11 protein-coding genes and 1 pseudogene are annotated in these 12,997 nt (G+C 67.5%); 6 read left to right on the top strand and 6 right to left on the bottom strand.

The features are described 5' to 3' along the window. Positions 1-108 precede the first annotated feature (108 nt). Positions 109-1,173 carry a LacI family DNA-binding transcriptional regulator gene (locus tag U5798_RS22450; protein ID WP_124453666.1) on the bottom strand — a complete coding sequence of 355 codons (1,065 nt, stop codon included), beginning with the start codon at positions 1,171-1,173 and terminating at the stop codon, positions 109-111. A 174-nt stretch (positions 1,174-1,347) separates the two neighbouring features. Here U5798_RS22450 and U5798_RS22445 point away from each other — a divergent pair, with 174 nt between their 5' ends. The 3 genes from U5798_RS22445 to U5798_RS22435 are packed head-to-tail and all read left to right on the top strand — an operon-like array spanning position 1,348 to position 4,030. Beyond that, positions 1,348-2,430 carry a fatty acid desaturase family protein gene (locus tag U5798_RS22445; protein WP_124453668.1) on the top strand — a complete coding sequence of 361 codons (1,083 nt, stop codon included), beginning with the start codon at positions 1,348-1,350 and terminating at the stop codon, positions 2,428-2,430. 36 nt (positions 2,431-2,466) lie between these two features. Beyond that, positions 2,467-2,775, top strand: coding sequence for a non-heme iron oxygenase ferredoxin subunit (locus U5798_RS22440; protein ID WP_124453670.1), 309 nt, complete (start codon positions 2,467-2,469; stop codon positions 2,773-2,775). Positions 2,776-2,779: 4 nt separating this feature from the next. After that, positions 2,780-4,030: an NAD(P)/FAD-dependent oxidoreductase gene (locus U5798_RS22435; RefSeq protein ID WP_124453672.1), complete on the top strand. Its 1,251-nt coding sequence runs from the start codon at positions 2,780-2,782 to the stop codon at positions 4,028-4,030. Between the two features lie 69 nt (positions 4,031-4,099). Here U5798_RS22435 and U5798_RS22430 read toward each other — a convergent pair whose 3' ends face one another. The 3 genes from U5798_RS22430 to glpD all read right to left on the bottom strand — a co-directional run bounded on the left by U5798_RS22430 (position 4,100) and on the right by glpD (position 8,028). Continuing rightward, a complete protein-coding gene (locus tag U5798_RS22430) occupies positions 4,100-4,816 on the bottom strand; it encodes an MIP/aquaporin family protein (RefSeq protein WP_124453674.1) in 717 nt (238 codons plus the stop codon). A gap of 80 nt (positions 4,817-4,896) precedes the next feature. Continuing rightward, positions 4,897-6,399: a glycerol kinase GlpK gene (gene glpK, locus U5798_RS22425; RefSeq protein WP_124453676.1), complete on the bottom strand. Its 1,503-nt coding sequence runs from the start codon at positions 6,397-6,399 to the stop codon at positions 4,897-4,899. A 105-nt stretch (positions 6,400-6,504) separates the two neighbouring features. Beyond that, the gene (gene glpD / locus U5798_RS22420; RefSeq protein WP_124453678.1) at positions 6,505-8,028 is read right to left on the bottom strand and encodes a glycerol-3-phosphate dehydrogenase; all 1,524 of its coding nucleotides are present in this window, start codon (positions 8,026-8,028) and stop codon (positions 6,505-6,507) included. Between the two features lie 162 nt (positions 8,029-8,190). Here glpD and U5798_RS22415 point away from each other — a divergent pair. Next, positions 8,191-8,557 (top strand): annotated as a pseudogene (locus U5798_RS22415) (hypothetical protein). Between the two features lie 88 nt (positions 8,558-8,645). Here U5798_RS22415 and U5798_RS22410 read toward each other — a convergent pair. Continuing rightward, a complete protein-coding gene (locus tag U5798_RS22410; protein ID WP_166963486.1) occupies positions 8,646-8,843 on the bottom strand; it encodes a hypothetical protein in 198 nt (65 codons plus the stop codon). A gap of 301 nt (positions 8,844-9,144) precedes the next feature. Continuing rightward, positions 9,145-9,924, bottom strand: coding sequence for a DeoR/GlpR family DNA-binding transcription regulator (locus tag U5798_RS22405; protein WP_006493999.1), 780 nt, complete (start codon positions 9,922-9,924; stop codon positions 9,145-9,147). Positions 9,925-10,135: 211 nt separating this feature from the next. Here U5798_RS22405 and U5798_RS22400 point away from each other — a divergent pair, with 211 nt between their 5' ends. Both U5798_RS22400 and U5798_RS22395 read left to right on the top strand, forming a co-directional pair. Next, positions 10,136-11,776: a gamma-glutamyltransferase family protein gene (locus U5798_RS22400; protein WP_322083225.1), complete on the top strand. Its 1,641-nt coding sequence runs from the start codon at positions 10,136-10,138 to the stop codon at positions 11,774-11,776. A 326-nt stretch (positions 11,777-12,102) separates the two neighbouring features. Continuing rightward, on the top strand, positions 12,103-12,930 hold the full coding sequence (locus U5798_RS22395; RefSeq protein ID WP_034189104.1) for a ferritin-like domain-containing protein: 828 nt from the start codon (positions 12,103-12,105) through the stop codon (positions 12,928-12,930). Positions 12,931-12,997 lie beyond the last annotated feature (67 nt).

The raw sequence follows: 12,997 nt of genomic DNA, 5'->3' as shown, positions 1-12,997 counted from the left end.
CAATGTACGGATGAGCGGCACAGGCTGCATGCCCGGCGTTGGCGAAAAATCGCCCATGCGGCGGTCGATTTTTTCGCCAGGCGCACGCCGCGCGTTACACGGCGGGATTCAGGGCTGCAGGTACGTGCTCGTTCTCACGTTCGCCGGGCAGAACACGCGGAACTCGACCGGGTCGCCCGGCGGCGGCTGTTCGACGATCCCGCACGCATGCAGCACGTGCTGCAGCGCGGAAATCGCCTGGCCGTCCGGGTCCTGGTCGATTGCGAGATCCATCGCGCCGGCTTCGATGAAGGTGCGGTGCTGGTCGATCATCTCATGGCCGATCCACACGACGCGCCCGATGGCGCCGGCCTTGCGCAGCGCCGCTTCGATGCCGGCCGAGCCTGCGCCGCTGTTGTAGATCGCGACCACGTCGTCGTGCGCCTGCAGCGCCTTCGTCACCGCGCGGTAGCAGCGGTCGTCCTGGTCGAGTGTTTCGACCGGCTCGTCGTCGCAGCGGATCGCGGCGAACGCGTCGGCGAGCTGGTCGCGGCAGCCGGCCATCCGGTCGGCGTGTGCGCGGTAGCCCATGCGCCCGCCGAGCAGCAGCGCGCGGCCGGGGCGCGCCGCGAGGCGGCCGATGTAGTAGCCGGCCGTGCGTCCGGCGCGGTAGTTGTCGATGCCGGCGAAGTGCGCGCGATCGATGCCGCCGATGTCGGTGACCATCGTGACGACGGTCTCGCCGCGCGCGATCGCGCCGGCCAGTGCGTCGCGCACGCGGGCCGTGTCGCGCGCGGTGACGATCAGCGCCGCGCGCCGGTACGCGGGCCGTTCGATCTGCGCGGCGGCGCGTTCGTCATCCGCGGCGGGCAGGATCGTCCGGTGCACGACCACGCGCCGGTCGAGCATTTGCAGCGAGCGCTGCAGCGCCTGCTGGAGCCGCCGGAAGAACGGCGCGTCGGTGTCCGGCAGCAGCACGTCGACGTGGATCAGCCCGTGTCGCGTGTCGGGCAGTTGCCGCGGCACGCCGAGCTGCCGTGCGGCCGCCACCACGCGCTCGCGCGCCTGCGCGGACACGCTGCCGCGCTCGTTCAGCACGCGGTCGACGGTGGTCGTGCTGACGCCCGCGAGCGCCGCGATCTCGTCGAAGCGCGCAGTGCGCTTGCGCCAGCGCGGCCCGGATTCACCTGCCATGGTCGTCTCCATCGTTGAGGTCGCCATCGATCGCGTGGCGTTGCCGGACACGCTAAAGCGATGGCGAAATTTCGTCAACGTTTCGATTGAGCAGCGGAGGCCGCGGGCCTAATTTTGATTCCATGGCGAAGCGCTCGTTGCGCTTTCCTCGCACAAGAATCCAGGGAGACAGACGTGGCTCAACCCGACCACCCGGTGCGTGACCGCACGGCGGCACGCCGTCAGGAATACAGAATGACCGGCGGTGCCGGCGAGCGCGCGCAAGCGGCCGGGCTCGTCAACGCCGCGTGGTACCGGTGCGCGGTGCCGCGGCCGCTGATGAAGCAGCTGATGCAGCGCGGCGATGCGCGTGCGATCCGCGACACGCTGATCTGGTACGCGGCGATCGCGATCAGCGGCGGGCTCGCGTGGCTGGCGTGGCGTGCGCATTCGGCGTGGGCGATCCCCGCGTTCTTCGTGTACGGCACGCTTTACTGCAGCCCGGCCGACTCGCGCTGGCACGAATGCGGGCACGGCACCGCGTTCCGTACACGCTGGATGAACGACGTGCTGTACCAGGTCGCGTCGTTCCAGGTGTTCCGCCGCGCGACCGCATGGCGCTGGAGCCATGCACGTCATCACACCGATACGCTGGTCGTCGGGCGCGATCCGGAAATCGCCGCGCCGAAGCCGACCGACTGGCTTGCGCTCGCGCTGAACGTCGTCGCGCTGAAGCATGTGGCCGGCGAGCTGCGCAAGATGATCGCGGTGTCGATCACCGGCCGGCTCGACGACGAGGAGCGTACCTACGTGCCCGAATCGGAGTGGCGGAAGGTCGTGCGCGAGTCGCGCATCCATCTCGCGATGTACGCGCTCGTGATCGGGGCGTCGCTTTACTGGCGCACGATCCTGCCGCTGCTCTACATCGGGCTGCCGAGCCTCTACGGCGCGTGGCTGTACCTGTACTTCGGCCTGACGCAGCATGCGGGCATGCCTGAGAACGTGCTCGATCACCGGCGCAACTGCCGCACCGTGATGATGAATCCGGTGTTCCGCTTCCTGTACTGGAACATGAACTATCACGTCGAGCACCACATGTTCCCGATGGTGCCGTTCCATGCGTTGCCCAAATTGCACGACGCCGTGAAGGCCGACATGCCGCCGCCGTACCGCAGCACGCTCGCCGCCTACGCGGAGATCGTGCCGGCGCTGGTCCGGCAGACGCGCGACCCGTCCGACTACGTCGTGCGGCCCGTGCCGGATGCGGCGCGGGCATGACCGCCATCGAATCCGCCAACCAAGGAGACACGCAACATGACGCAATGGATCGACACCGGCGCGCTCGACGACATCGACGATGAAGACGTCGCACGCTTCGACCACGACGGCCGCACGTTCGCGATCTACCGGATCGACGGCGAGGTCTATGCGAGCGACGGCCTGTGCACGCACGAGCAGGTGCATCTCGCGGACGGGTTCGTGATGGATCACGTGATCGAGTGCCCGAAGCACAACGGGCGCTTCGACGTGCGCGACGGCCGGCCGCTGTCGCCGCCCGCGTGCGAGAAGCTGCGCACGTACCGCGCGAAGATCGAAGACGGTCGCATCCTGATCGAGGTGTGACGCGATGACCAACGACCGGGTGATGGCGATTGTCGGTGCCGGCCATGCGGGCGGCCGCGCGGCGCAGGCGCTGCGCGCGTCCGGCTGGCGCGGGCGCATCGTGCTGATCGGCGCGGAGGCACACCTGCCGTACGAACGGCCGCCGTTGTCGAAGGGCGTGCTGACGGGCAAGCGCAGTGCGGCGCAATGCCGATTGCGCGATCCTGACGCGTGGATGGCGGACGGCATCGAGCCGGTCGTCGGAACCGTCGAGCGCATCGATCCGCATGCACGCGAAGTGAGCGTATCCGGCGGGCGGGTGTTCGCCTGGGACGCGCTGCTGCTCGCGACCGGCGGCCGCGCGCGCCGTCTTGCGATTCCGGGCGCGATGCTCGACGGCGTATTCGCATTGCGCACGCTCGACGATGCGGCGGCACTCGGCGCGCGGCTCGTGCCCGACGCGCGGATCGTGCTGATCGGCGGCGGCTTCATCGGTCTCGAAGTGGCGGCGTCGGCGCGCATGCTTGGGTGCCGCGTGACGGTGCTCGACGCGGCGCCGCGGCTGCTCGGCCGCGCGGTGCCGGAGGCGATCGCGACACGCGTGCGCGCGTTGCACGAAGCACAGGGCGTGACGATCCGCATGAACCGGAAACCCGTTGCGATCGAGCGGACGTCAGGCGGTGCGCTGGCTGTCGTGCTCGACGACGGCGACACGCTGATCGCCGATGCGGTCGTCGCCGGCGTCGGCATCGAACCGGCCGACGAACTGGCGCGCGCTGCAGGCCTCGCAGTCGAGCGCGGGATCATCGTGAACGCGCAGCTCGAGACGTCGGCGGAAGGCATTTACGCGGCCGGCGATGTCGCGGTGTTTCCGAGCGTCTTGTCGGGGCGGCCGGTTCGGCAGGAGACGTGGCACGGCGCCGAGACGCAGGCACGCGTCGCCGCCCGCAACATGCTCGGCGCCGGCGAACCGTATCGCGACACGCCGTGGTTCTGGTCCGATCAATACGACGCGCAGTTGCAGGTGGCCGGGGAGCCGGCGCTCGGCGAGCGGTCGGTTGCGCGCGTGCTCGACGACGATGCGGAAATCCATTTCCATTTCGATGCAGGCGCGCGGCTCGTCGCTGCAAGCGGCTTCGGCCGTACATCGGGATTCGTCAAGGAAATGCGCGTGGCGAGAATGCTGGTCGAGCGCGGGATCGACGTGACGCCGGCTGCTGTCGCGGACGTCGACGTGAAGCTGAAATCGCTGGTGGCGGCTGAGAGCGGCCGATAGCGGAAGGGAAGCGAGGAGGGGAAATGAAGCGCGCGGCGCCGGACGCCGCGCGCGTCGTTCAAACCGCGATCAGATCGTGGAATGCAAGTGCAGATAGAGGCCGGCTGCGGCGGCGCCGCCGAGCAGCGGGCCGACGACGGGCACCCATGCATAGCGCCAGTCGCTGTCGCGCTTGCCGGGGATCGGCAGCAGCGCGTGCATGATGCGCGGCGACAGGTCGCGCGCGGGGCTCATCGCATAGCCGGTCGGGCCGCCGAGCGAGATGCCGATGCCGAGCACGAGCAGGCCGACAGGCAGCGCGTCGAGTGCGCCGAGGCCGACCTGCGGCGACGCGAGGTACAGCACGCCGAGGATCAGCACGAACGTGCAGATCGCTTCGGTCAGCACGTTGTGCGTGACGCTGCGGATCGCCGGCGCCGTGCAGAACACGGCGAGCTTCAGGTCGGCGTCGGCTTCCTTCGCGAAATGCTGGCGATACGCGAGCCACACGAGCAGCGCGCCCGCCATCCCGCCGAGCATCTGCGCAAGGACGTAGCCGCCGACTTTCGACCACGCGAACTTGCCCGCGAGCGCGAGACTGATCGTGACGATCGGGTTCAGGTGCGCGCCGCTGAACGACGCGGTCACGTACACGGCGACGAACACGGCCATCGCCCAGCCCATCACGATCACGATCAGGTCCGCGCCTTTGCCCTTGGTCTTTGCAAGCAGCACGTTTGCGACCGCGCCGTTGCCGAGCAGCACGAGGATCGCCGTGCCGATGAATTCTGCAATATAAGGTGACATGTTGTCTCTCGTAGGTCGCGGCGGACTCGCGCGTTGCGCGGTCCGCCGGTGTTGTTGTATTTCGTTGGGATGCCTGAGGATTACTGGGCGTCGTCGGCCCACGCCTTCGCCGCGCGCACCGCACGCTGCCAGCCGGCCATGCGCTGCTCGACCTGCTCCTTCGGCATCGACGGTGCGAAGCGGCGATCGAGCTGCCACTGGTCGCGCACTTCGTCGAGGTTCTTCCAGTAGCCGATCGCGAGGCCCGCGAGGTAGGCCGCGCCGAGCGCGGTCGTCTCGGTGATCTGCGGACGCACCGCGTCGACGCCGAGCAGGTCGGCCTGGAACTGCATCAGCAGGTTGTTCGCGCTCGCGCCGCCGTCCACGCGCAGCTCGCCGATGCTGATGCCCGAATCGGCTTCCATCGCGGCCAGCACGTCGAGCGACTGGTACGCGATCGCATCGAGCGCCGCGCGTGCGAGGTGCGCGGAGGTCGTGCCGCGCGTGACGCCGAACACCGAGCCGCGCGCCCGTGCGTTCCAGTGCGGTGCGCCGAGGCCGGCGAACGCGGGCACGAGGTAGACGCCGTCGGTGTGCGGCACGGTCGCGGCGAGCGCTTCGATCTCGGCGGCCGTCTTGATGATGCCGACGCCGTCACGCAGCCATTGCACGACCGCGCCCGCGATGAAGATGCTGCCTTCGAGCGCGTACTGCACGTCGTCGCCGATCTGCCAGGCGATCGTCGTGACGAGGTTGTTCTTCGACTCGATCGGCTTGTCGCCGGTGTTCATCATCAGAAAGCAGCCGGTGCCGTAGGTGTTCTTCACCATGCCCGACGTCGTGCACATCTGGCCGAACAGCGCCGCGTGCTGGTCGCCGGCGATGCCCGCGAGCGGGATCTTCGACGCGAACACGGTGGTCTTCGTGTGGCCGTAGATTTCCGACGAGGCCTTCACTTCCGGCAGCATGCTGCGCGGGATGTCGAGCAGTTCGAGCAGCTCGTTGTCCCATTCGCGCGTGTGGATGTTGAACAGCATCGTGCGCGATGCGTTCGTCACGTCGGTCACGTGCAGTTCGTGCTTCGTGAAGTTCCACACGAGCCAGCTGTCGACGGTGCCGAACGCGAGCTTGCCCTGCCTGGCCTTCTCGCGTGCGCCCGGCACGTTGTCGAGGATCCAGCGGATCTTGGTCCCGGAGAAGTACGAGTCGATCGGCAGGCCAGTCTTCGCGCGTACCTTCGCTTCGAGACCCTGCTTCTTCAGCGAGTCGCAGAAGTCGGCCGTGCGGCGATCCTGCCAGACGATCGCGTTGTAGACGGGCTGGCCCGTCTCGCGATCCCAGACGATGGTCGTCTCGCGCTGGTTCGTGATGCCGATCGCGGCGATCGACGTGCCGTTCAGGCCCGTGCGCGTGACGGCTTCGGCGGCGACGCCGGCTTGCGTCGACCAGATTTCCTGAGGGTCGTGCTCGACCCAGCCGGGTTGCGGGTAGATCTGTTCGAATTCCTTCTGGGCGATCGATACGATATTGCCCTGGCGATCGAACAGCATCGCGCGGGAACTCGTGGTGCCCTGGTCAAGCGCGAGGATGTACTGGTCCTGCATGTCTCTCATCTCCATCCGTGAATTGGCGTAGTTGTGATGCGCGCCGCATGTGGGGCGGCGCGTCGGTGAATCAACGTCGGTCAGGCAACTGCAACTGCATTCGGGTCATGCGTGCGGCGCGTGCGCGGCGGCGAACCATGCGTCGACCGCGGCCGTCACCGCATCGAGCGTGCCCGGCGTGACGTGCAGGCCGAGCTTCGAGCGGCGCCACAGCACGTCCTGCGCGCAGGTCGCCCATTCGGCGTCGCGCAGGTAGCGCAGTTCGGCGTCGTAGATGCCCGGCGCGATTTCGGTGCCGAGGTCGGCGAGCGACGCGGCGCCGTCGACCACGCGCTCCGCGCGCGTGCCGTACGCACGTGCATAGCGGCGCGCGAGCGCGGCGGGCAGCCACGGGTGGCGTTGCGCGAACGCGCTGGCGAACACGTCGAACTTCGCGTTCGCGATGTCGCCGCCCGGCAGCGCGACGCCGGCCGTCCAGGTCTTCGCGTCGCGGCCGAGCGCGCGGCACAGCATGTCGCCGGCTTCTTCCGCGAGCTTGCGGAACGTCGTGATCTTGCCGCCGAACACCGACAGCAGCGGGGCGCCCGCGCCGTCGTCGAGCTCGAGGCGGTAGTCGCGCGTGACGGCCGACGCGTTCGCCGCGTTCTCGTCTTCGAGCAGCGGGCGCACGCCCGAGTAGGTCCAGTGCACGTCGGCCGGCGAGATCTTGCGCTTGAAATAGCGGTTGATCGAATCGCACAGGTACTGCGTCTCGTCGCGATCGATCGCGACTTTCGCGGGATCGTTCGTGTATTCGACGTCGGTCGTGCCGATCAGCGTGAAGTCGTGTTCGTACGGAATCGCGAAGATGATCCGCTTGTCCGGGTTCTGGAAGATGTACGCGTGATCGTGATCGAACAGGCGGCGCGTGATGATGTGGCTGCCCTTCACGAGCCGCACGCTGTGCTGCGCGCCGCGGCCGAGCGCACCGTGCAGGACTTCGCCGACCCACGGGCCGGCCGCGTTCGCGATCGCGCGCGCGTGCACGACGCGGATCGAACCGTCGGCCTGCTGCAGCCGCGCTTCCCATTCGTCGCCGCGGCGTTCGGCGGAGACGAGCTTCGTGCGCGTCAGGATCTCGGCGCCGCGCTCCTTCGCATCCATCGCGTTCAGCACGACGAGGCGCGCGTCGTCGACCCAGCCGTCCGAATAGACGAAGCCGCGCTTGATCGAGTCGATCAGCGGTGCGCCGGCCGCATGGCGGCGCATGTCGATGCCGCGCGAGCCGGGCAGCAGTTCGCGTTTCGCGAGGTGATCGTAGAGGAACAGGCCGATGCGGATCAGCCAGGCCGGACGGAGGTTCGGCATGTGCGGCATCACGAAGCGCAGCGGCCACATGATGTGCGGTGCCGCGCGCAGCAGCGTCTCGCGCTCCTGCAGCGCCTTGCGCACCAGTCCGAACTCGTTGTACTCGAGGTAACGCAGGCCGCCGTGAATCAGCTTCGTGCTGGACGACGACGTGTGCGACGCGAGGTCGTCCTGCTCGCAGAGCATGACCGACAGGCCGCGGCCGGCCGCATCGCGCGCGATGCCCGCGCCGTTGATGCCGCCGCCGACGACGAGCAGATCGTAGCGATTCGGTTGGGTCACCTGCTGTCCTTATCGTCTGTTGAAATGGGGTGAACACGAAATGTTCGAATTCGAAATTTAACGAACGAAATCGAAAAAGTAAAGTTCGAAAAAGCGGGGCCAGTAGCGTGCGGCGCGATCCCGGACGATACTGGCGGAATCGACCGTTTCGCGAGGTGAATCATGCGTATTGGGATGTGGGCCGGCGTGGGTGCCGTCCTTCTGGCGGGGTGCAGCGCGGGCATGCCGCCGCTCGCCGGCAACTGGCGGGCGCCGTCGTTCGTCGACCTGCAGACGTCGTGCGGCGGCACGGCGCGCGACTGGGGCGCGGACGCGCAGCCGGTCTACTCGACGCTGTACGACGCCTATGTGGCGAAACGGTATCGCGGGCTGACCGAAGCGAACTATTGTGCGTTCGTAAACGAACTTTCGACCCACTATGTGGCGCCTGACGCGGCGGCGCGCGCCGGCTGGATTGCGTATTTCAACGGGGCGCGCGCAGGCCATCAGCTGGCGGGCGGCGGTCGATCCGACGCTGCGCGGCGGTTGACGCCGGCTGCGGTGAACGGGCGGGACAAGCAGAAGCGACCGCGTGGCCGGGCATCCGGCCGCGCGGTCAGGTCAGGAACGGCGGAATTTCACGAATAGCGGTACTTGATGGATCGCAGCGCGGCGTCGCCGCTCTCGGTCACGCAGTACTTGCGCCCCGAGCCGAGCCCTTCCAGGCGAACGAGCTGTTGTTCGAGCAGGATGTCCAGTTCATCCCGATCCATGTCGCGCTGATCAGGCGCGTCCTTCACAAGCAATAGCGTGGCGAATTCATGCGGACTCAGCATCGTTCTCTCCATGGCAATCGGACTGCCCGCGCGGCCGGCGCGGACGCCGGCGCGCGATACCCCGCGGGGTATGGCTTGGGGGGAAGCTGTCTTCGCCGGCCCTGCGGTTCGCACACGCCCTGGCACAGGCGGATCGGGCGAACGGGCCGGGGAACTGGAGTCTAGTCGAGCGCGCCGGCAACGACAAATCGTGCCCCGTTAATTTTCCGTTTGACAGGAACATGCACCGCAAGCGGTCCGCGCGCGGCGCCAACTTCTTGATTTCACTTGAAGTTTCAGGTGCGGTGCAGCATGGCAACCGTTATTCCGCGACGTACACCTGGGTGCCGGCGGCGGCCACCGTGTCGGCCATCTCGGGCGGCAGCGGCTTGTCGGTGAAGAGCGCGTGTACCTGGCTCAGGTGGCCCTGGCGCACCAGCGCGGGGCGGCCGACCTTCGAATGGTCGGTGACGAGATAGACCGTGCGCGCGTGCTGCATGATCGCCTCGGCCACGCGCACCTCGCGCGTGTCGAAGTCGCGCAGCGTGCCGTCGGCCTCGATCGCCGACGTGCCGATGATCGCGTAGTCGACCTTGAACTGGCGGATGAAGTCGATCGCGAGCTCGCCGACGATGCCCTTGTCCCACGGCCGCACGATGCCGCCCGTGATCAGCACCTCGCAGTCGGGGTAGCCGCTCATCATCGACGCGACGTTCAGGTTGTTCGTGATCACGTGCAGCCCGTGATGGCGGTTCAGCGCGCGTGCGACTTCCTCGGTCGTCGTGCCGAGGTTGATGAACAGCGACGCCTGGTCGGGGATGTGCGACGCCGCGAGCGCCGCGATCCGCCGCTTCTCGTCGTGGAACATCCGCTGGCGCGCGGTATACGACACGTTCTCCGAGCTGGTCGGCAGGCTCGCGCCGCCGTGGTAGCGGCGCAGCAGGTTCAGGTCGGCGAGCCAGTTCACGTCGCGGCGGATCGTCTGCGGCGTCACCGCGAAGTGCGCGGCGAGATCGTCGACGGTCACGAAGCCGTCGCGCTGCACCCATTCGAGCAATTCCTGCTGGCGCGCGTTGAGGGTGAGGCGGGGATCTCGGGTCATGGCTCGATGGTCGGGTCGTGAGACGGAGCGGGTATTGTAAGGGCGGCAACGCCATTCGGCGGGCCTCGCCGGCACGGCGGCGTACGATTCATGTGGAAAGTGCATGGATTCATGTGACAAATGAATTTGTGCGATTCCGCCGATCGCGCTGCAATGGCGGATTGCCCGCGCTCGCGGGCGCGTTCATTCGGCTTTCGACGAGGTGGCATCGATGACTGGCTTCAACTGGCACAACCCGTATCCGACGACCCGCATTCCGGTGTTCGCGCGCAACGTCGTATCGACGTCGCACCCGCTGGCCGCGCAGGCCGGGCTGCGGATGCTGTGGAAAGGCGGCAACGCGGTCGACGCGGCGCTGGCTGCCGCCGCTGCGATCACCGTCGTCGAACCCGTGTCGTGCGGGCTCGGCGGCGATGCGTTCGCGCTCGTGTGGGACGGCGAGCGGCTGTCCGGGCTGAATGCGTCTGGCGTTGCGCCGGCCGCATGGAACGTCGACTATTTCCGCAAGCGTCACGGCGTGAACGCGCACGGCATCGCGAACAAGCCGACGCGCGGCTGGGATACCGTGACCGTGCCGGGCGTGATCGCGGGCTGGGAGGCGCTGCACGCGAAGTTCGGTTCGCTGCCGTTCGCGGATCTGCTCGAGCCGGCGATCGAGATCGCGGAGCGCGGCTATGCGGTGCCGCCGATCGTCGCGCACAAGTGGGCGGCGGCCGTGCCCGAACTGCAGGGCCTGCCGGGCTTCGCGGACACCTTCATGCCGCGCGGCCGTGCGCCGCTCGTCGGCGAGCGCGTGTGCCTGCCCGGTCATGCGCAGACGCTGCGCACGCTCGCGAAGGACGGTGCGCGTGCGTTCTACGAAGGCGCGCTCGCCGAGCGCGTCGCTGCGTTCTCGCGCGAAGGCGGCGGCGCGCTGACCGAAGCCGACCTGCGTGCGTACCGGCCGGAATGGGTCGAGCCGATCGGCAAGCGCTTCGGCCGCCACACGATTCACGAGATCCCGCCGAACGGGCAGGGCATCGCCGCGCTGATCGCGCTCGGGATCGCCGAGCATGCGGGCGTGACCGACTGGCCGCTCGATTCGGCCGACTCGCAGCATCTGCAGATCGAGGCGATGAAGCTCGCGTTCGCCGATGTCTATCGTTACGTCGCCGATCCGCGCGCGATGGACGTCACGCCCGAGCAGATGCTCGACGATGCGTATCTCGCCGAACGCGCGAAGCTGATCGATCGCGCGCGCGCGACGCACTTCGGCGCGGGCCGGCCGCACTCGGGCGGCACGATCTACCTGTCGGCCGCCGACGAGCGCGGCATGATGGTGAGCTTTATCCAGTCGAACTACATGGGCTTCGGCTCGGGGCTCGTCGTGCCGGGTACCGGCATTGCGCTGCAGAACCGCGGGCACGGCTTCTCGATGGATCCGGCGTCGCCGAACGTCGTCGCGGGCGGCAAGCGGCCGTTCCACACGATCATCCCGGCGTTCGTCACCGAAGAGGTCGACGGCCGCACCGAGGCCGTGATGAGCTTCGGCGTGATGGGCGGCGACATGCAGCCGCAAGGCCATCTGCAGACCGTCGTGCGGATGCTCGGCCATGGACAGCAGCCGCAGGCCGCATGCGATGCGCCGCGCTGGAAGGTCAACCGCGACTTCACGCTCGACGTCGAATCGACGATGAATCGCGCGACCGTCGACGCGCTGGCCGCACGCGGCCATACGATCAAGTCGATCGACGATCCTTACATGGATTTCGGCTCGGGGCAGTTCATCTGGCGTCTCGACCGCGACGATCGCGAGCGCGGCTACGTGGCCGCGAGCGACAGCCGGCGCGATGGCCTGGCGGCCGGTTTCTGACGGATCGCTTCCGGCTTTCGCTTGCAGTTCGTGCGTTTCACGGGCGGCCGTTCGGCCGCCCGTTTCGTTTGGCGCGATACTTGCCGTCGAGCCGGTGCAGGCGGTTTGAAGGACTCGTCTAACGAACGGCAACAGACGCCGTGGAACTGCGCCTGTCGGGTATGGTCAGTGCTCTGGAGCACGAACACCAAAGTCCGGCTAAGATGGCTGGATGGTTCGGCCGGACCAATTCACTATAAACGACGTAAAACGCCGCCTGCGGGAAGACTGGCGCCCGTGCCGAAGGCATGAGCCGGCCCCCGCGCGACGACTGGGAGCGCACCACCATGGACACTAAAACGACGCATGTCATGCCGTGGCGTATCGAGGACATCGACCTGAACCGGATCGATCGTCAGCGTGCCGCCGCGAACGAGGATCTGTTGCTGTTGCTGTGCGCGTCGTCGTTCATCGAAAGCGGCTCGGATCTCTATACGAGCAATCTGAGCACGTTCTTCAATGACGATCCGGAAGTCTCCGCATGGCTCAACAATGCATGGGAGCACGAAGAATTGCAGCACGGCCGCGCGCTGAAGGCATACATCGCGCACGTGTGGCCCGAGTTCGACTGGGATACCGCGTTCGCGAATTTCTTCGCCGAGTATTCGAAGACCTGCTCGGTCGAGGCGTTCGAGAAGACGCGCGCGCTCGAGATGGTCGCGCGCTGCGTCGTCGAGACGGGCACGGCCACGCTGTATCGCGCGATCAACGAATGCTCGGACGAGCCCGTGCTGAAGGAAATCACCGACAACATCCGCACCGACGAAGTGCGTCACTACAAGCACTTCTTCAAGTTCTTCAAGAAGTACAACCAGGTCGAAGGCAACGGCCGGCTCGCGGTGCTCGGCGCGCTGGCGCGCCGCGTGATGGAAATCAAGAACGAGGATTCCGAGATCGCGCTGCGCCACGTGTTCGCGATCCGCTATCCCGATCGCGTCGGCGACAATCAATACAACCGCGAACGCGCGGCGCGCATCAATTCGCTCGTTCGGCGCAACCTGTCGGCCGACATGTGCGTGAAGATGCTGCTCAAGCCGCTCGATCTGCCCGCGAAGATCCAGCCGGGCGTCCACTATCCGCTCACGAAGATCACGCGGCACGTTTTCCTGCGCTGATCGCGTCGGCACGGCCCGTCGCGCGTATGCTGGTGCATCTTCATCCGATCCGCACCAGGGCCACGCC

Source organism: Burkholderia sp. BCC1972 (assembly GCF_905339605.1).
Classification (GTDB): Bacteria; Pseudomonadota; Gammaproteobacteria; order Burkholderiales; family Burkholderiaceae; genus Burkholderia.
Note: the sequence above shows the minus strand (reverse complement) of the source record. Positions and strands in the feature narration are given on the sequence as shown.